The organism is Vibrio sp. SS-MA-C1-2 (genome assembly GCF_021513135.1).
Classification (GTDB): domain Bacteria; phylum Pseudomonadota; class Gammaproteobacteria; order Enterobacterales; family Vibrionaceae.
This window is the reverse complement of the sequence record NZ_CP090981.1, coordinates 616,968-636,045: the sequence shown is the minus strand read 5'-3', so window position 1 is coordinate 636,045 and position 19,078 is coordinate 616,968. Positions and strand designations below refer to the sequence as shown.

Genomic DNA, 19,078 nt, shown 5'->3' with positions numbered 1-19,078 from the left:
TTATTACGATAATTTTTAATATTAATTATGGTGCTAATTTTTTATACATTTTGCGATGAATAAAAATAAAGAGAATAAATTATGCAACCATCTCAATCGTCTTGTTCTTTTTGATCTCAACCCCTTGGTAATGTGCAATCAGCTCACCCGCAACAGAGATAGCAATCTCAGCTGGAAGCTTTCCTGTTACCGTACTCATTCCAATCGGGCAAGTCATGGTCTCTAACTGGGTTGTTGAATAACCCCGTTGCTCTAATCGAGCATCAAATTTTTTCCGTTTTGTTTCTGAACCAATTACGCCAAAATAGACGCTATCTCCACGATCAAGAATGGCACGAGTAAGGTCGAAATCAAGGTGATGATTATGGGTCATAACCAGCACATAACTATTGACAGGCAGGTCGACGACATCAGCAATAGGATCATCGGTAACCACCGTCTTAACCCCTTCAGGAATAGGGTCAGAAAACATTTCAGCTCGCTGATCAATCCATGTCACTTCAAAAGGCAAGGTGGCGACGACATTGACTAACGCTTTAGCCACATGACCTGCGCCAAAAATAGCTAAATGACGTTTATTGGTGCCAATCGGCTCAAAGCAGAGTGTTGCCATTCCACCACAACATTGACCTAAACGAGCGCCAAGGTTAAAACGTTCAACTTTCATCTTGTCTTGATTGGTTGCTAATATTTCACGCGCCATTCGAGTCGCAATATGTTCAAGATGTCCGCCACCGATAGTTGCAATTAACCGATCTTCAGTCACTAGCATTTTTGTTCCAGCCCCACGAGGAACCGAGCCTCGCTCCTCCAGAACGGTTACCATGACACAAGCTTCTCCTTGTGACTCTAGTTTTGCAAGTTCATGTATCCAATTGTCTTTTTGCATTCCTCTATCCTTATGACTGACTGCTCACTCATTCATTGATTAGGCTGTCTGTTCCGACTCTTTTGTTTCCATTTCTGTCGTCACATCTTGAATGGCCATCAATACACGCTCTGGTGTTGCAGGGGTATTTAACTTGGCTACTTTTCCTTTTTTTGCGACCGAGGCTATCGCATCTCGCAATGCACTCCAGACTGAAATTCCCAACATAAATGGAGGCTCTCCCACTGCTTTAGAATTAAAAACAGTATCTTCTGGATTAGCGCGGTTCTGCAATAAATGGGTGTTAAATTCAATGGGCATATCAGCAACAGTGGGGATCTTGTAGCTTGCTGCACCGCTGGTCATCAAACGACCTTGGTCATTCCAAACTAACTCTTCTGTCGTCAGCCAACCGGCACCTTGAACAAATGCCCCTTCAATCTGACCAATATCCAATGCTGGATTCAGAGATGCTCCTACATCATGAAGAATATCAACACGTAGAATTTTGTATTCTCCCGTTAAGGTATCAACGACCACTTCAGAACAAGATGCGCCATAAGCGAAGTAATAAAATGGTCGACCACGCGCTTTCTCGTGATCATAGTGAATTTTAGGTGTGCGGTAGAAGCCCGTGCTCGACAATGAAACTTGATTAAAGTAAGCCAACTGAACAAACTCAGTAAAAGTGAAAATCTGATCAGCCACCAGCACCATATTATTTTTAAAGCTCACCTGTTCATCGGTGACGTTAAAGTGTGCCATGGCAAAATCGATCAAACGTTGCTTGATTGTCAACGCTGCATTTTGTGCCGCCTTACCATTCAGGTCGGTTCCTGAAGATGCAGCAGTTGGCGAGGTATTAGGGACTTTATCAGTATTGGTTGCCGTGATCTGAATGGTATCAATATCAACTTGAAACTCTTCAGCAACAATCTGAGCAACCTTAATATTTAACCCTTGTCCCATCTCAGTACCACCATGATTGAGATGAATACTGCCGTCGGTATAAATATGGATCAATGCACCCGCTTGGTTTAAGAAAGTCGCGGTAAAAGAGATACCAAACTTCACCGGTGTAATCGCTAACCCTTTCTTTAAAATTGGGTTCTCTTGATTAAATCGTACAATCTCTTTTCGACGTTGATGATAATCTGCATTCTGCTCTAGCTGTTCAGTGATCTCTGGCAGAGTGTTATCTTCAACCTCTTGATAGTAATGCGTGATGTTGCGACCTTCACCGCCATAATAGTTGGCTTTTCTCACCTCTAAAGGGTCTTTACCTAAGGTCAGTGCTATTTCATCCATAATGTGTTCAATGGTCATCATTCCTTGCGGACCACCAAAACCACGATATGCCGTATTTGACGCAGTATTAGTCTTACAGCGATGACCCGTAACAGTAGCATCGCCAAGGTAGTAAGCGTTATCGGAATGAAACATGGCGCGATCAACAATAGATCGAGAAAGGTCAGGCGAATGTCCACAGTTACCAGATACCGTAATATCGGCACCTTGAATCACGCCATTATCATCAAACCCAATACGATACTGATTATAAAATGGGTGACGCTTACCGGTCATCATCATATCTTCAACACGAGGAAGACGCATTTTTGTTGGGCGGCGAGTAAGATGGGCAATCACCGCAGCTAAACAGGCAGGTGCAGCAGCTTGGGTCTCTTTACCACCAAAGCCCCCTCCCATACGGCGCATATCGACCACAATTTTGTGCATTGGCACGCCAATAACCTCTGCGACCAACTTTTGAACTTCAGTGGGGTTTTGAGTCGAAGTATAAACAATCATCCCACCATCTTCAGTCGGCATGACGGTGCTAACTTGAGTTTCAAGATAGAAGTGCTCTTGTCCTCCAACTTCTAGTGCGCCTTCAATAATATTTTTCGCTTGTTTCAAAGCAGACTCAGAATCGCCTCTTTTCTGTTGATGACTCTCAGTAACAAACAGTTTTTTCTCTAATGCTTCTTTGACATCTAACACTGGCGTTAAAGCTTCATACTCAATGATTGCCGCATGAGCCGCCTTACGAGCAGTTTCAAGATCTTTCGCGCCGACAGCAATAACAGGCTGACCATAATAAGTAACGTATTTATCTGCCAATAGTGGGTCACCAGGCGCAATAGCACCAATATCAAGCTGACCAGGAATATCCTCACTGGTAATCGCAATCGTCACACCTTCAAACTGATAACATGGCCTAAGATCTATCTTGGTAATTTTCGCATGAGCTTGAGTACTTAAACGAGCATAAACATGGAGCTGGTTAGGAAACTCTAAACGGTCATCGATATAAACCGCCTCCCCTGTTACCTGTTTTGGCGCACTATCATGTTTAACACTTTTGCCCACACCGGTTTTTAAATCTTTGTTGGCAATCTTGAGCATTTCGTCATAACTCAATGAATTTTTTGCTGCATTAGACATATGACGTGACCCTCGTTTCAATTTTATTGTTCTGATTATTCAGCTCGATAAAGTATCGACGTAGCATATTAATCGACGTTAACGTTCGGTATTCAGAACTGGCTCGGAAGTCATCTAACGGTTTAAAGTCCGTTTTTAACGCCGCCATGCCTTTCTCAATTGTTTCATTACTCCAACTCGCACCAGTCAAGATTTTTTCACAGTTAACGGCACGTTGAGGAATCCCTGCCATCCCACCGAAAGCAATACGAGCACGGACAATTTTGTTATTTTCAATGTGAAGATTAAAAGCCCCACAAACCGCAGAGATATCATCATCAAGACGTTTTGATAGTTTATAAACGTTAAAATTAGCGTTTTCTTCAGGCTTAGGAATCACAATTTCTTCAATAAACTCACTCTCTTTCAAAGAGGTGACTTTATAAGTAATGAAGTATTCAGAGAGTGGAATCGTACGAGCCTTATCGCCTTGACGTAATTTCACTTCAGCATCGAGAGAAAGTAATATCGGTGGCATATCTCCAATCGGAGAAGCATTAGCAATATTGCCCCCAATAGTGCCTTGGTTACGAACTTGCAAAGAAGCAAATCGATGAAGTAACTCTTTCAAATCAGGGAAGTGTTGAGTGAGTAGTGAATAAGCATCGCTAATTGTGGTATTTGAACCAAGATGTAAAGCGTGCTCACTCTCTCGGCATGTTTTCATCTCGTCGACTTGATTGACCGAAATAAGTGTTTTAATTTCACGATGAAATTGCGTCACTTCAAGCGAGAGATCTGTCCCTCCTGCCAATAATTTTGCTTTTGGATTTTGCTGATATAACTGAGAAAGTTCATCGATAGTACGAGGAATAAAGGCTTTTAACCCCTTATAAGCAAGAGAGGCTGGTTGCTTATCAATATCAATAAGGCGATCAATTGTTTGTTGCTCAAGCTGAGTAAATTGATCAATTAAATCAGGCTGGCTACTAAGAGAGAGTGCCGCATCCACAATTGGACGATACCCCGTACAACGACATAAATTCCCCGCTAACGATTCAATCACATCCTCTTTGTTAGCATTAGGACGATTCTTACCAAGGGCAAACATCGACATAATAAACCCAGGTGTGCAGAAACCACATTGTGAGCCATGAAATTCAACCATCGCTTGCTGGACTGGGTGTAAGCTACCATTATTTTGTTTAAGATCTTCAACGGTAATTAACTGTTTACCATGTAAGGAAGTGACAAACGTTAGGCATGAATTGATACTTTTATATTTTAATTCGCCATCAATCACCTCTCCAACAACAACGGTGCATGCACCACAGTCACCAGACCCACACCCTTCTTTGGTGCCCTTTTTCTCTACGTTTATTCTTAGGTAATTTAACACCGTCATATTCGGTGATAGCTCATTCTCAACCTTGAGCTCTTGATTCAATAGGAATGAAATCAAGCTTCCTCCTTACAATATAATCTTGTCCATCACGACAATTTCTTGACCCACTGGTCAAGAAATTAACTCTAAATGAGGTAAATATCAACAAAATATTAACAATAATTGCATTTAGATCACCTTACATAAGCAATGAAATGCAGAAAAATAGCGAAATAAACTAAGGAAGAAATAATTAACAAGAAAAGATATTAGGTTACAGGTAGGAGAAAAACATAATAAATCATTATATTAGATTACTTTTATATTAATAAATAATGCCTATTTTTAAAAATAAATTTCAAGTTGGCAGCATAAACAAAAGAAAAAAGCGATGAGGCTAATTTTAAGCAGTCGGCATCGCTTTTATATTACAGCCATTAATCACCAGTTTAATAATTAACTCCGCAGCCCGCTCAAAATCAATCTCATCCAATTCACTCTTACCCATCACCGAGCAAATCTGCCAACTAAAATCCGCATAGGTTTGCGTCATTGCCCAGATCATAAATATTAGATGCTGCGGATCAATATCATCCATTAACCCTTGTTGTTGCCATAGCTTAAACTTATTAACAATCATCTTTGATTGCCCTAAAAGTTGTTGATGAATATCAACAGGCAGTGACTTAGCGCCTGAAATCACTTCATTAGCAAAAACTTTTGATGCATAAGGGTAATCACGAGAAATATTAAGCTTTGTAATAATGTAGCGATTTAATGCTTCGACAGGATCATCAATACTTTCAAGTGATTGTGATGCACTTAATAATGGTTTAGTAATGGTATTTAAGACTGAGAGATAAAGTGCTTCTTTAGAATTGAAGTAGTAAAAAATATTAGCCTTCGGGATATCCGCTTTTTTGGCAATATCAACAATTTTAGTCGCGGCATATCCTTGTGTTGCAAAAAGTTGGCTTGCAACTGAAATAATTAACTCTTGATTATGGCGTCTTATCCGTGACATAGCTTTCCTGCGTTTAAACATGATTTCCAATTACTATTTATAATGACATAAATTAATAACAAATAAATGGTGATAACAAAAACTATTCTGTTAATACTGAAGAATAGAGCACATACACCTAAAATAATTGGCGTTGCTAGTTGGCGGCAAGTGGGTGAGTGAGGACCCATGAGTCTAGGTGCACTATATGATTGGGGCGAACGAAGGCAGCCAACAACCTAGCGACTTCAAGTATGAAAAGTAAGTTAATTGACAATAAGGCGTATAATTAATAAATAAAAAACACTTAATTATCAATAAAATAAAAACAAAAAAACGAGAGAAAGAAGAAGTAGTAAGAGGGTGAATAGGAGAGAGGATATTCCCTCCTACCTGTTAAAACAAAAATTTAATCAGCACAAACCTTATGCTTTATGAACCATAATATCCAAAATCTGAGCATCAGTTTGGGTCATTGAACCATTGGCTAATGCTGATAAATTTGCAATCGAGTGATCAACATCATCAGCAACAATCCCTTCATTACCCGTAACTCGAATATTATCTAACGCCATTAATGCGGCTTTCACTGCCGCACTTGCTGAAGATGACACCTTCATTGCACAGCCAGTTTTTGCCCCATCACAAACCATACCAGAAACATCACCAATCATATTATTGATCGCGTTATTCATCTGATCTCGATTACCGCCTAGTAACCAAGTAATCGCCGTTACCGCCCCCATTGATGCGGTACTTGCACCACAAAGAGCAGATAATTTATTTTGATGGCTTTTAATATAAATCGCCATTAGATGAGATAACATCAGAGCACGAACCGTCTGCTCATGAGAGGCTTTAATAAACTCCGCTGTCACCACCACAGGCATGGTTGCAGCAATTCCCTGATTACCAGAACCCGAGTTACTCATTGCTGGGAGCATTGCACCATCCATACGCGCATCAGAAGCGGCTGAGGTTCGAATCAAGACTTCCGTTAATAAACCACCTGCTAATAGACCACGATCAACATTGCGTTTAAACGTTGCCCCCACTTGAAGGCCATAATCGTGACTTAAGCCTTCTGCTGAGAGTGCATTATTTAATTGGTAGGCTTGAGAGATAAACTCAATCTCTTTTAAATCGACATTGAGTACAAAATCATAAAGATCATCCACACTGCAATCAGAAAAAACAGTAGGTTTAGGCGTCTCTACCAGATCACAAATTTCAACAGTAGATGCGATATAGGTGGTCATGCCATCAACTTCAATAGAGAGAACTTTAGTATGACTATCTGCAATGGTTACAGTAGCAAAGTGCCCTGCACGATTGACGGTTACTTTTGCATATAAAATATTACTGACATCAGCAACCGCAACGGTCACTCGTTCTTCCGTTAGAAGCTTTTTAGCGACATCTACATCTTGATCAGTAATGTTTTTTAATACTTCTAACTCAGCGTCAGTATCTCCAGCTATCGCACCAACGGCGGCAGCAATAGGTAGACCAACCATTCCCGTACCAGGTACACCAACTCCCATGCCATTTTTCATTAAATTAGGAGAGACAAAAACAGCGATAGAATCAATAGTGGCAGATATCGTATTAGGTGAAACTTGATCTAATTGCTCTACGGCTAAAGCTGAAGCTAAGGCAACAGAAACTGGCTCAGTACAACCTAAAGCCGGAACAACATCTTGCTTAACCTTTGCGATAAAGTTTACCCAGTTTGCTCTATTCATCTCATCACCTCATCCATATCTAATTGATAAACTATCTCTGTTTAATCTTGTGCCATTGCACTTAAGTACCAGTAATTGAAGTTCTGTACTGGAAACAACAGGTAATATATTAAAGGAGAGTGAAGAGAAGAACTTTGCTTTATTTCCCACAACAAAACAAATTATAGAAAAAAATCCCAATTAAAATAACATAAAGAGAAATATTTACTATAAAAATACAAAATGAGAGATTTATCACATAAAAAAAGCAAAAGTACATAATGAAATTTTCATCGGTACTTTTGCTTATATTCATCAACAATCCGGGGATAACTTCTGACTAGTTTACATCTTCAGTTAAAGCCGTTATCAGTCAACGATTAGCTCGCTTGTTGTTCTAAACCATTAATACGAGCTTCTTCTATTGCAAAACAAGAAACTTCCGCACCTTGGCTTTGAGTTAAACCCGGTTGGTTATTATTACAACGATCATTGGCATAACGACAACGCGCATGGAACGCACACCCTTTTGGTGGGTTTAATGGGCTTGGTAGCTCACCGGTTAATTTAATACGCTCGCCACGATGGTCTGGATTTAAACGCGGTGTCGCTGAGAGTAGTGCTTGTGTATAAGGGTGTTGTGGATTTGAGAAGATCTGTTCTTTACTTCCCTTCTCAACACAGCGACCTAAATACATGACCATCACTTCATCGGCAATATGCTCAACCACAGAAAGATCATGAGAGATAAAGATATAAGAAAGTCCCATCTCCTCTTGCAGATCCATCATTAAGTTCAGCACTTGAGCTTGAACCGACACATCGAGCGCAGAAACAGGTTCATCGGCAATCACTACATCAGGTTCTAGCATTAAACCACGTGCAATGGCGATACGTTGACGCTGACCACCAGAGAACATATGCGGATAACGATCATAATGTTCAGTCTTCAACCCCACTTTACTCATAACAGCAAGGGCGCGTGACTTACGCTCTGCCGCACTCAGTTCACTGTTGATAATCAACGGCTCTTCTAATATCTGTCCCACTTTTTTACGTGGATTCAATGAACCGTATGGATTCTGAAAAATAATCTGAATTTTCTGACGACGCAGTTTATCTGATTCAGGATCACGCTTTAGCAGATCTTGACCATGAAACGTTAAATCCCCGCCCGTTGGTTCTTCAATCATCGTAAGTAGTCGACCAAGGGTTGATTTGCCACAACCAGACTCACCCACTACCGCTAATGTTTTACCACGTTCTAATTTAAACGAGACGCCATCTAATGCTTTAACTAACGCATCAGGTTTAAACATCCCCTGCTTAATTGGGTAATGTTTTTTTAAGTTTACCGCATCTAATAACGGTATTGCGACTTCACTCATACTGTTGGCTCCCCGCGATCATCTAAAGGATAGTGACATTTAACTCGACGTTCAGTTGGCCCTTGAGAATAAGGTTCTTCGCTACGACATTTATCTGTTGCATAAGGACAACGAGGATTAAGCAGGCAGCCCATTGGACGGTCATACTTACCAGGAACCACACCGGCTAAAGACTCTAATCGATCTGCACCAATTGCAGATTCAGGAAGAGAACGCAGTAGCGCTTGAGTATAAGGGTGCTTCGGCGTTTTAAATATCTCATTTGCAGGGCCTGTTTCAACAATCTGACCTGCATACATCACCACGACACGATGACATGCTTCAGCAACGAGAGCTAAGTCATGGGTAATCAGAATCAACGCCATATTCTGCTCTTTTTGCAGATTTAGCAGCAGATCAATGATCTGAGCCTGAATGGTTACATCCAGCGCCGTTGTTGGTTCATCAGCAATCAATAGGCGGGGATTACAAGCAATCGCCATCGCAATCATCACACGCTGACTCATACCGCCAGATAATTGGTGAGGGTAAATGTTCAAACGTGAACGAGGATCAGGAATACCCACCATGTCTAGCAGCTCAATCGTTCTCTCTTTTCGTGACGATTTTGTGCCACCAAAGTGAACTTTTAATGCTTCCATGATCTGATAACCGATACTAAAACAAGGGTTCAAACTGGTCATTGGATCTTGAAAAATCATTGAGATATCTGAACCTGTCAGCTTTTTACGCTCTTTCTCAGACAGCGATAACAGATCTTTTCCATCAAAGTGTAACTGGTCGGCCATTACGCGCCCAGGATAATCAATCAACCCCATCACAGCTAAAGAACTTACTGATTTACCAGATCCAGACTCTCCTACAATACCAAGAACTTCACCCTCATTGACGTGATAGCTGATCTGATCCACTGCTTTAAATGGTGATGATTGGTCACCAAAGTGGACAGACAGTTGGTTTACTTCAAAAATAGCCATTGTCATATCCTTATTGTTTTAGTTTTGGATCAAGTGCATCACGTAAGCCATCACCCATCAGGTTAAAAGCCAATACTGTTATCAGAATAACCACACCCGGGAAGGTCACAACCCACCATGCTGAGTTAATGAACTGACGAGCATCTGCTAGCATTACGCCCCATTCTGGTGTTGGTGGTTGAGCACCTAGACCTAAGAAGCCAAGTGCAGCCATATCTAAAATTGCGGTAGAGAAACCTAGCGTTGCCTGAACGATCAACGGAGCTAAACAGTTCGGTAGGATAACCACAAACATAAGGCGCATTTTACTCGCCCCAGCAACACGAGAAGCCGTCACATAATCACGGTTTACTTCTGCTAATACAGAGGCACGCGTTAGACGAACATAGTGTGGTAGTGAAACAAATGAGATAGCTAATGAAGCGTTAAATATCGATGGACCTAAAATCGCCACAATCGCAATCGCTAATAGTAAGCTTGGTAGTGCCAACATAATATCGACAACACGCATGATCGCAGAGTCAATCATGCCACCAAAGTAACCTGCTGCTAAGCCCATAAATACGCCAACAACCAATGATAGCGTAACGACTAAACAGCCAATCAATAGCGATAACTGAGCACCATGAATAAGACGAGAAAGAATATCACGCCCGACATCATCGGTGCCTAAAATAAATTCCCAACTACCACCAACACTCCATGCTGGCGGTTGAAGTAGTGCATCACGAAACTGCTCTGTAGGATCATGAGGAGCAATGAAGCTCGCAAAGATAGCCACAACAACCACTAAAACAATATAAATAAGCCCAGCGTATGCGCCTTTATTTTGTGAAAAGTAGAGCCAAAATTCAGCAAATGGAGACAGTGGCACCATCTCTGGCGTTGAGTTTGTAGGCTGTACTGGCGCTACCTCAACTTCCGTGTCTATAGTCTTAATATTATCAGACATGTTTAAACCTTTAATTCCGTTTAAAACGTTTATTTCGTGTGACGAATACGAGGATTCACAACACCATATAAAATATCAACAATCAGGTTCACAACAATAATCAATGTTGAAACCAATAAAATACCACCTTGAACAACCGGATAATCACGGCGACCAATCGATTCGATGAGCCACTTGCCAATCCCCGGCCAAGCAAAAATCGTTTCAGTTAAGATCGCACCAGACAGAAGAATACCCACCTGTAAACCAATAACGGTAATAACAGGGATCAATGCATTACGTAGACCATGCACTAATACCACACGCCATGCCATTAAGCCTTTTGCACGCGCCGTTCGAATATAATCCTCACCGAGTACTTCAAGCATTGATGAACGAGTCATACGAGCAATAACGGCTAATGGAATAGTACCAAGAGCAATCGCGGGTAAAATTAAGTGGTGAATAGCCGCTCCAACCGCTCCCTCTTCACCCGATAACCATGCATCAATAATCATGAAGCCAGTGACTTCATCGATCCAATAGGTTGCATCATCCATTCGACCAGAAACAGGGGTTAAATCTAAGCCCAGCGAGAAGAATAAAATTAATAGCAATGCCCACCAGAAGATCGGCATTGAGTACCCAGTGAGTGAAACAGTCATAACCGTATGGTCAATGAATGACCCACGTTTCACCGCTGCGATAATGCCAGCAGGAAGACCAATAACAATCGCAAAAATAGCGGCACTTAGAGCCAATTCAACAGTTGCAGGGAAAAGGGTAAAGAATTCACTAAGTACGGGTTCTTTGGTAATTAAAGAGGTGCCAAGATCACCTTGTAATAAGTTTTGGATATAGACAAAATATTGTTCAAATAGTGGTTTATCTAATCCTAGCTCACTCATTAGTTGAGCGTGACGTTCTGGGGATACCCCTCTTTCACCCGCCATAACTTCAATGGGGTCACCCGGTATCATTCGGATCAAAGAAAAGGTTAGTAAGGTAATACCAATAAAAGTCGGAATGACTAAGGCAAGACGCTTGAATATAAATTGCAGCATAGAGTTGTGCTCAAAGTAGATCAAAAATAGGCGGCCGCAATCAGGCGGCCGCAAGGTTCAGAAGAGATTATTCTTTTATATCTACACCGTAGAAGATGTGACCGCCAAATGGGTCAACTTTATAGTTCATCACTTCTTTACGCACTGGTTCAAATACAACCGAGTGAGCCACTGTTACCCAAGGAGCTTGCTCTTTGAATACAACTTGAGCTTGCTCATACAGCGCTGTACGCTCTGCAATATCTGACGTTACTTTAGCTGATTGAATTAGTTCTTCAAAAGGTTCATAACACCACTGTGCACGGTTACCACCGCCAACAGCTGAACAACCTAGTAGAACCGCTAAGAAGTTATCTGGATCACCATTATCACCCGTCCAACCTAATAGTGCTGCATCATGCTCACCGTTCTTACTACGCTTAAGGTACTCACCCCACTCATAAGTCACGATATTTGCTTTAACGCCAATTTTAGCGAAGTCAGCTTGCATGATTTCAGCCATACGACGAGCATTCGGGTTATATGGACGCTGTACAGGCATTGCCCATAGATCCATAGTGAAACCGTCTTTGTAGCCCGCATCAGATAAAAGAAGTTTTGCCGCTTCTAGATCATAAGCGTAATCTTTTACATCATCATTATATGACCACATTGTTGGTGGGATTGGGTTTTTAGCCGCTGTGCCAGAACCTTGGAACACCGCGTCGATAATCGCTGGCTTGTTAACTGCCATGTTTAATGCTTGACGAACACGAACATCCGTAAATGGTTCTTTTTGAGTATTAAACGCTAAGTAACCAACGTTTAGACCTTCTTGACTCAGAACATTCACTTCTTCATCTTTCTGCATACGTGCGATATCCGCTGGGTTTGGATAAGGCATGATATGACATTCACCCTTCTGTAGCTTCGCATAACGAACAGAAGCATCAGGAGTGATAGAGAATACTAGACGATCGATTGGTGCTTTGCCTTCGTAGTAATCTGCGTTCGCTTGGAAACGAATCGTTGAATCTTTCTTATAACCCACTAATTGGAATGGGCCAGTACCAACAGGATTCATGTCTAGCTTTTGAGGCGTACCTGCCGCTAACATTTTGTCTGCGTACTCTTTTGACATGATAGATGCAAAATCCATCGCGATGTTTGCAATAAATGGTGCTTCAGGACGTGAAAGATGGAACACAACAGTGTGATCGTCCGTTTTCTCGATAGATTCGATGATCTTATCCATTTCCATCCCAGCGAAGTACTCATATGAGCCGCCAGAAACTTTATGGTATGGGTTAGACGCATCTTTCTGACGCATAAATGTAAAGATTACATCGTCCGCATTAAAGTCACGAGTAGGTTTGAAGTTTTTCGTGGTGTGGAATGACACACCTTCACGAAGGTGGAAAGTATAAGTCTTACCATCTTCAGAGATATCCCAAGAGGTCGCTAGACCAGGAACGATTTCTGTAGAACCGCGTTTGAATTGCGCTAAACGGTTAAATACTTGACGAGAACTTGCATCAAAAGTTGTACCCGCAGTATAAAGTGCTGGGTTAAAACCTTCCGGTGATCCTTCAGAACAATAAACAAGTGTCTTTGCAGCTTGAACACCAGTCGCAACTGATGAAGCAAGTAGTAAAGCACTTAACTTCCATATGCCTTTTTTCATTATAGGGCTCCATTGTTATAAAAGACTCATACTTTTAATCATTAAAAATGTATTGAGTCATGTCCATATCCATTTCATTCATCTTGAAGATGTCTAACTTCGGCTTACTTAACTCAAAGATAAATAAGCAAAAAAGAGTAAACATTAAGTTAGCTCAAGACTAAAACCCTATTAATTTGTCAAAAATCTGACAAATATGCAACATTTAAAGAGATTTATATCACAAAGAGTAAGCTAAGCAGAATAAAGATGCGCATAGGAAATGGATAACAACAAGCACATAAGGCACTGAATATAAAGGACTTGAGGTCAACAGTGGTTTATTTATCAGCTATTTAAGCTTAAAATAAACAAACTGGTTAAAATAACCACAAGATACCACATTAGTTAACATTAAATAAACATAACACCAATTAATCATAATTTGACGATATAAAATATCGCCAATTGATAGACATCACAAAACTATCCGCCTATTTTTAATATCAAATAAGCTTGCAATATTTAATATCGCATAAATAAGATAACACCGAGATAAAACTTTGACAGAGATCAAGAATTAACAATAAATATAGTGAAATAAAGAAGAGGCTATATGGAAGAGAAAACAGTGTTTATTACAACGTAATTGCTACAGAAAAATCGTCATTGCATAGAAATAGAAATGATAAAAGCATAAAAATAAAAAAGCCTCATTATCACTAATGAGGCTTTCTTTGATTGGTCGGTGAAGAGGGATTCGAACCCCCGACCCTCTGGTCCCAAACCAGATGCGCTACCAAGCTGCGCTATTCACCGATAATCTTTTTTACTTAAGCTGACTGAGAATCAGCTTAACTATGTATGGGGTGGCTAACGAGGCTTGAACTCGCGACAACCGGAATCACAATCCGGGACTCTACCAACTGAGCTATAGCCACCATTGTTTTTACTTCATATGCATAGGCATAAAATTAGAAGTAAAAAAGCCTCATTATAGCTAATGAGGCTTTTTTGATTGGTCGGTGAAGAGGGATTCGAACCCCCGACCCTCTGGTCCCAAACCAGATGCGCTACCAAGCTGCGCTATTCACCGATAATCTTTTTGTCTTAAGCCGATTTAAAATCCACTTAACTATGTATGGGGTGGCTAACGAGGCTTGAACTCGCGACAACCGGAATCACAATCCGGGACTCTACCAACTGAGCTATAGCCACCAATGTTTCTTTACTCCGACCAGTCCAACTGGCGCGCCTGAAAGGATTCGAACCTTCGACCTTTGGCTCCGGAGGCCAACGCTCTATCCAGCTGAGCTACAGGCGCTTGTCCTGTCGGCGGAAAGGATAATACGGATATCCGACACCAACGTCTAGTCTTTTTTGTGTTTTTTTTTGCAAATGGTCTATTTTCCTACAACTCGATTACTTTTCAGACAAAATAGGTCATAAGTAAGGGTTTATGTAAATAATAGTTCCATATATAATAACGTCAGGTTTACATCATAGAGTGATAGCCATAAATTCTTTATGATTATCAATTTGATGCAAACGTAAAAATAATAAAACTCTGCACATCACTCGGATAAATATATCCTTCATTTGTTGCAGATGACTCTACTACATAGGAATTGTAAGGTAACCTTATGGAAAAGCTATATCGCCAAGCTATTTTATTGATCTCTGCACTATTTATTTTCACATCCCAAGCGGTTGCGTCTGATATGTCACATGATGCTATCGAACAACGAATTAAACCAGTGAGCTCTGTATATGTAACGAGTGACGCACCAGCACAAGAAAGTAACGTACCAGCAGCACCAAGAACCGGTGAGCAAGTTTATAATACTTTTTGTGTTGCTTGTCATAGCACTGGCGCAGCAGGTGCACCAAAAATGGGTGATACAGCAGCATGGGCACCACGTATTGCACAAGGTATGGATACATTAACTCAACATGCACTTAATGGCTTCAATGCGATGCCACCAAAAGGAACGTGTATGGATTGTAGTAACGATGAGATCATCGCAACCATTAAGTTTATGACTAAATAAAAGTAAAAACTAAAAATAATTAACTAGTTAAACGGCTAAGAAATAAAGCCCCAAATAACACTCGGCTATTTGGGGCTTTTTAATTTTTCTCTTTCAGAAAAGAGCCAATTCGTTAAACGTTTTGCCCAGCAACCCAACCAGATGACCACGCCCACTGGAAATTATAACCGCCTAACCAACCTGTTACGTCCATCACTTCCCCCACAAAGTAGAGGCCAGAAACTGACTTAACCTCCATGGTTTTTGATGATAATTGATCGGTATCAACCCCACCTAATGTCACTTCGGCGGTGCGATAACCTTCTGTGCCATTGGGAGCAATATCCCACATTTCAATCGTGGTGATCACTTGTGCAATCTCTTTATGATTTAGCTGTTTTAATGGTTTATCCACCAGCTCTTTACGATCAATCAACGCTTCAATTAAACGTTTTGGGAGCAATTGAGCAAGGGTATTCTTTAAGCTTTGATTTGGACGCTTCTCTTTTATCGTCTCAATAAAACTTTCAATATCGTTATCAGGAGAGAGGTTAATCGTTACCTTTTGCCCTGCTCGCCAATAGGATGAAATTTGTAATATCGAAGGGCCTGATAAGCCACGATGAGTAAATAACAGCGCTTCCCTAAACTGAGTACCATCTTCAGCAGTCACTTCTACTGGGATCGCAATACCCGACAGTTCAGCCAAACTCTCTTTATCTTCTTTATGTAGAGTAAATGGCACAAGTCCAGCAGTCGTTGGTAACACAGAAAGACCAAACTTCTCGGCAACTTGATAGCCAAACGGTGTCGCCCCTAATTTTGGCATTGATAAACCACCGGTTGCGATAACCAGAGATTCGCACTCAAGCATCTCGCCGCTCACATCAAGTTGAAAGCCTTGTTCTGTTTTACTGATATCGGTGATATTACAACGGTAACGTTGCTCAATATTTGGCTGATTGCACTCTTGCAATAGCATATCAACAATCTCTTTTGCTGAGTCGATACAGAAGAGCTGACCATGCAAGCGTTCTTCAAATTCAATACCGTACTCAGAGATCATGGCAATAAAGTCCCAATGACTATATTGCGATAAAGCAGACTTAACGAAGTGAGGGTTCTGACAAAGATAATTTGCAGGCGTGACATCATAGTTAGTGAAGTTACAACGCCCCCCACCGGAAATAAGGATTTTACGCCCCGGCTTTTTTGCATGATCTAAAATAAGAACACGACGTCCACGCTTTCCGGCTTGAGCTGCACACATCAATCCAGCAGCACCCGCCCCAATGACAATAACGTCATAGGTCGAGGTATCACTATTTTTAGCCATCTTCAGGTTACCTTTAAACAAACAGAAAAGGGATGCTCAATGCACCCCTTTATTAACTTGGTATATTACTTATTGATTATCGTTAGTGTACCTAATCTCAAAGGCAATAACCATGCTACTAGTTTGTACTATGCGACCATAGGAAGAGTAAATACTAGGATAAGTACTAAAAATGTTGTTAATACAAATAGGTGGCGTACTTTGTCACATTTAGAGATAAAAATAGGATTATGATGCTTAACATATTGATGACTGCGGATGTAATGAAATAGGCGGATCTGCTTAGAGACATTACCTTGACTGCTAAAGAAACCACGACCATCAACCGATTGATACAGCAGTGGATCGGCATCTCTCATCACCAGAAGAAGTGTACGTAACGTGCTGACATAACGGGCACCATTAATGACAGTCACAACAAACAATGCTAAATATAGAGAATTCATGCTAAACATAATAAACCTCCCAAATAAGATTTTGGTGAGATGAGTGAATAATGTAACTTTGGTTAAGTACAAACTCCTTTTATTTTTCTCATCTGATACTAAATTAATTGAGCAAATAACCAACTTTACCTACTCTCCTTTATTATAAGTGTAATCAAGGCTTGTTGATTATCCAGAGTAACTCAACTATTTTAATAAAAATAATAACGATCAAATCAAACTATTTTTTGTTGAGTTAAATCAAAATAATAAAAAACTCATACAAAATAAACAATTAGCTTGAGATCCAACCTACACTTTTTTCTAATAAATCGTGATAACATATTAAAAATAGTTTATAAAATAGACAAAAAAAAGTTTTGAGCATTTTATTTTCCATCAAAAAAGGAGTTAAAGATGGCATATCAGCATATATTAGTGGCAGTAGATCTCTCTGATGAGAGTGAAATGTTAATCCAACATGCCGCCGCATTAGCAAAACCACTTAATGCTAAACTCTCTCTGATTCATATTGATGTAAACTACGCCGAATTATATACCGGCTTTATCGATATCAACTTGGCAGAAACGCAGCACAAGGTTGCAGAAGAAGCGCTAGAGCAGCTAAATAACTTTACCAGTAAGATTGATTACCCAATCCATAAAACATTATTAAGCAGTGGTGATTTTTCTCATGAGGTCTGTGCAGCGATAAAAGAATACTCTATCGATTTAGTTGTTTGCGGTCACCATCAAGATTTTTGGAGTAAGTTACTTTCTACATCTCGTCAATTGATCGACTGCTCGACAACTCATTTACTGGTTGTTCCGTTCAAGTAATTTATTATTCAATGAAAACAAGTAAACCTTTTTGATATTAAAATGTTTACAATGTATGCTTTGTCCACTTATTCAAACTGGCTAAATGGACAAAGCATGCTGTACCTATCATTCACCACCCTATTATGGGCATTCTCTTTTAGTTTAATTGGTGTTTATCTTTCAGGCCAAGTTGATGCCTGGTTTTCAGTATTTATTCGCATTGCTTTGGCTGCAGTTATCTTTTTGCCATTTTTACGCTTTAAAGAGACACCTCGACCTCTTGCAATTAAACTGATGGCCATTGGTGGGTTTCAACTAGGATTAATGTACTGCTTTTACTATCAATCTTTTCTCTATTTAACGGTACCTGAAGTTCTCCTCTTTACTATTTTCACCCCCATTTATGTCACTATTATCTATGATCTACTCCATAAACGTTTCTCTGCTTGGTACTTTCTCACTGCGTTGATTGCTGTTTCTGGTGCTGCTGTAATTAAATTTTCTGACATTAATAACAATTTTTTATTTGGCTTTATGGTGGTTCAAGGCTCTAATTTCTGTTTCGCACTAGGGCAAGTGGCATATAAATCATTAATGGAGAAGCAACAAACTCACTTACCACAAAAAGCGATTTTTGGTTGGTTTTATCTTGGGGCATTAGTGGTTGCGACAATTGGATTTTTACTATTTGGACGTTTCGACAAAATGCCAACCACCTCGACTCAATGGGGAATATTAATCTACTTAGGGGTTATCGCGTCAGGTTTAGGCTACTTTCTTTGGAACAAAGGTGGCTGCTTGGTCAATGCTGGGGCATTAGCGATTATGAATAACGCATTAGTGCCAATGGGGTTAATTGTAAATATTGCTATCTGGAATCGAGATGTCGATCTACCGCGTTTAATGATTGGTGGCGGGATTATCTTCTTCTCATTGTTTATCAATGAGACTTGGATCAAACGTAAAGTTGCAAAGCAGTATCAAGATAAAATTTAATTATTATTTCTGCTTATTATCAGTGTAAATAAAAAAGCCTAGGGTTAATAACTCTAGGCTTTGA

At 40.3% G+C, this 19,078-nt stretch carries 15 protein-coding genes and 5 tRNA genes; 3 read left to right on the top strand and 17 right to left on the bottom strand.

Going from position 1 to position 19,078, the window contains the following annotated elements; all coding sequences use genetic code 11:
- Positions 1-79 precede the first annotated feature (79 nt).
- From xdhC to L0B53_RS07440, 15 genes are all read right to left on the bottom strand, one after another.
- Positions 80-889, bottom strand: coding sequence for a xanthine dehydrogenase accessory protein XdhC (gene xdhC, locus L0B53_RS07510; RefSeq protein WP_235061505.1), 810 nt, complete (start codon positions 887-889; stop codon positions 80-82).
- A 39-nt stretch (positions 890-928) separates the two neighbouring features.
- Positions 929-3,313, bottom strand: coding sequence for a xanthine dehydrogenase molybdopterin binding subunit (gene xdhB, locus L0B53_RS07505; RefSeq protein WP_235061504.1), 2,385 nt, complete (start codon positions 3,311-3,313; stop codon positions 929-931).
- Positions 3,306-4,754, bottom strand: a complete 1,449-nt coding sequence (gene xdhA, locus L0B53_RS07500; protein WP_260115570.1) for a xanthine dehydrogenase small subunit — start codon at positions 4,752-4,754, stop codon at positions 3,306-3,308. Before xdhA ends, xdhB begins: the two co-directional genes overlap by 8 nt.
- A gap of 325 nt (positions 4,755-5,079) precedes the next feature.
- Positions 5,080-5,700, bottom strand: coding sequence for a TetR/AcrR family transcriptional regulator (locus L0B53_RS07495; protein ID WP_235061503.1), 621 nt, complete (start codon positions 5,698-5,700; stop codon positions 5,080-5,082).
- Between the two features lie 404 nt (positions 5,701-6,104).
- Complete coding sequence (locus L0B53_RS07490) at positions 6,105-7,424, bottom strand: serine dehydratase subunit alpha family protein (protein WP_235061502.1); 1,320 nt, start codon at positions 7,422-7,424, stop codon at positions 6,105-6,107.
- A gap of 359 nt (positions 7,425-7,783) precedes the next feature.
- The gene (locus L0B53_RS07485) at positions 7,784-8,791 is read right to left on the bottom strand and encodes a peptide ABC transporter ATP-binding protein (protein WP_260115569.1); all 1,008 of its coding nucleotides are present in this window, start codon (positions 8,789-8,791) and stop codon (positions 7,784-7,786) included.
- Entirely contained in the window at positions 8,788-9,768 is a 981-nt protein-coding gene (gene dppD / locus L0B53_RS07480) for a dipeptide ABC transporter ATP-binding protein (RefSeq protein WP_235061501.1), read from the bottom strand. The genes L0B53_RS07485 and dppD overlap by 4 nt, the downstream gene beginning before the upstream one ends.
- Positions 9,769-9,778: 10 nt before the next feature.
- Positions 9,779-10,720 (bottom strand): dipeptide ABC transporter permease DppC, encoded by a 942-nt coding sequence (dppC, locus tag L0B53_RS07475; protein ID WP_235061500.1) that lies wholly within the window; start codon positions 10,718-10,720, stop codon positions 9,779-9,781.
- 29 nt (positions 10,721-10,749) lie between these two features.
- Positions 10,750-11,763, bottom strand: coding sequence for an ABC transporter permease subunit (locus L0B53_RS07470; protein ID WP_235061499.1), 1,014 nt, complete (start codon positions 11,761-11,763; stop codon positions 10,750-10,752).
- A 67-nt stretch (positions 11,764-11,830) separates the two neighbouring features.
- A complete protein-coding gene (locus L0B53_RS07465) occupies positions 11,831-13,426 on the bottom strand; it encodes an ABC transporter substrate-binding protein (RefSeq protein ID WP_235061498.1) in 1,596 nt (531 codons plus the stop codon).
- A 721-nt stretch (positions 13,427-14,147) separates the two neighbouring features.
- Positions 14,148-14,224 (bottom strand) — tRNA-Pro (locus L0B53_RS07460).
- Positions 14,225-14,270: 46 nt separating this feature from the next.
- Positions 14,271-14,346: transfer RNA gene (locus tag L0B53_RS07455), tRNA-His, on the bottom strand.
- 78 nt (positions 14,347-14,424) lie between these two features.
- Positions 14,425-14,501: transfer RNA gene (locus tag L0B53_RS07450), tRNA-Pro, on the bottom strand.
- Positions 14,502-14,547: 46 nt separating this feature from the next.
- Positions 14,548-14,623 (bottom strand) — tRNA-His (locus L0B53_RS07445).
- 29 nt (positions 14,624-14,652) lie between these two features.
- A tRNA-Arg gene (locus tag L0B53_RS07440) sits at positions 14,653-14,729 on the bottom strand.
- Between the two features lie 319 nt (positions 14,730-15,048).
- Here L0B53_RS07440 and L0B53_RS07435 point away from each other — a divergent pair.
- Positions 15,049-15,456, top strand: a complete 408-nt coding sequence (locus L0B53_RS07435; protein ID WP_235061497.1) for a cytochrome c5 family protein — start codon at positions 15,049-15,051, stop codon at positions 15,454-15,456.
- Between the two features lie 112 nt (positions 15,457-15,568).
- Here L0B53_RS07435 and L0B53_RS07430 read toward each other — a convergent pair whose 3' ends face one another.
- Entirely contained in the window at positions 15,569-16,771 is a 1,203-nt protein-coding gene (locus tag L0B53_RS07430) for an NAD(P)/FAD-dependent oxidoreductase (RefSeq protein ID WP_235061496.1), read from the bottom strand.
- 128 nt (positions 16,772-16,899) lie between these two features.
- The gene (gene uspB, locus L0B53_RS07425; protein WP_235061495.1) at positions 16,900-17,226 is read right to left on the bottom strand and encodes a universal stress protein UspB; all 327 of its coding nucleotides are present in this window, start codon (positions 17,224-17,226) and stop codon (positions 16,900-16,902) included.
- A gap of 387 nt (positions 17,227-17,613) precedes the next feature.
- Between uspB and L0B53_RS07420 the strand changes: the two genes are divergently transcribed.
- Entirely contained in the window at positions 17,614-18,036 is a 423-nt protein-coding gene (locus tag L0B53_RS07420; RefSeq protein WP_235061494.1) for a universal stress protein, read from the top strand.
- Positions 18,037-18,132: 96 nt separating this feature from the next.
- Complete coding sequence (locus L0B53_RS07415; RefSeq protein WP_235061493.1) at positions 18,133-19,014, top strand: carboxylate/amino acid/amine transporter; 882 nt, start codon at positions 18,133-18,135, stop codon at positions 19,012-19,014.
- The last annotated feature ends 64 nt before the right edge of the window (positions 19,015-19,078 follow it).

What these genes read in the sequence shown, in the direction of transcription:
- xdhC (WP_235061505.1), bottom strand. Translation starts at nt 889, where the DNA reads ATGCAAAAAGACAATTGGATACATGAACTTGCAAAACTAGAGTCACAA.
- xdhB (WP_235061504.1), bottom strand. Translation starts at nt 3,313, where the DNA reads ATGTCTAATGCAGCAAAAAATTCATTGAGTTATGACGAAATGCTCAAG.
- L0B53_RS07495 (WP_235061503.1), bottom strand. Translation starts at nt 5,700, where the DNA reads ATGTCACGGATAAGACGCCATAATCAAGAGTTAATTATTTCAGTTGCA.
- L0B53_RS07490 (WP_235061502.1), bottom strand. Translation starts at nt 7,424, where the DNA reads ATGAATAGAGCAAACTGGGTAAACTTTATCGCAAAGGTTAAGCAAGAT.
- L0B53_RS07485 (WP_260115569.1), bottom strand. Translation starts at nt 8,791, where the DNA reads ATGAGTGAAGTCGCAATACCGTTATTAGATGCGGTAAACTTAAAAAAA.
- dppD (WP_235061501.1), bottom strand. Translation starts at nt 9,768, where the DNA reads ATGGCTATTTTTGAAGTAAACCAACTGTCTGTCCACTTTGGTGACCAA.
- dppC (WP_235061500.1), bottom strand. Translation starts at nt 10,720, where the DNA reads ATGTCTGATAATATTAAGACTATAGACACGGAAGTTGAGGTAGCGCCA.
- L0B53_RS07470 (WP_235061499.1), bottom strand. Translation starts at nt 11,763, where the DNA reads ATGCTGCAATTTATATTCAAGCGTCTTGCCTTAGTCATTCCGACTTTT.
- L0B53_RS07465 (WP_235061498.1), bottom strand. Translation starts at nt 13,426, where the DNA reads ATGAAAAAAGGCATATGGAAGTTAAGTGCTTTACTACTTGCTTCATCA.
- L0B53_RS07435 (WP_235061497.1), top strand. Translation starts at nt 15,049, where the DNA reads ATGGAAAAGCTATATCGCCAAGCTATTTTATTGATCTCTGCACTATTT.
- L0B53_RS07430 (WP_235061496.1), bottom strand. Translation starts at nt 16,771, where the DNA reads ATGGCTAAAAATAGTGATACCTCGACCTATGACGTTATTGTCATTGGG.
- uspB (WP_235061495.1), bottom strand. Translation starts at nt 17,226, where the DNA reads ATGTTTAGCATGAATTCTCTATATTTAGCATTGTTTGTTGTGACTGTC.
- L0B53_RS07420 (WP_235061494.1), top strand. Translation starts at nt 17,614, where the DNA reads ATGGCATATCAGCATATATTAGTGGCAGTAGATCTCTCTGATGAGAGT.
- L0B53_RS07415 (WP_235061493.1), top strand. Translation starts at nt 18,133, where the DNA reads ATGCTGTACCTATCATTCACCACCCTATTATGGGCATTCTCTTTTAGT.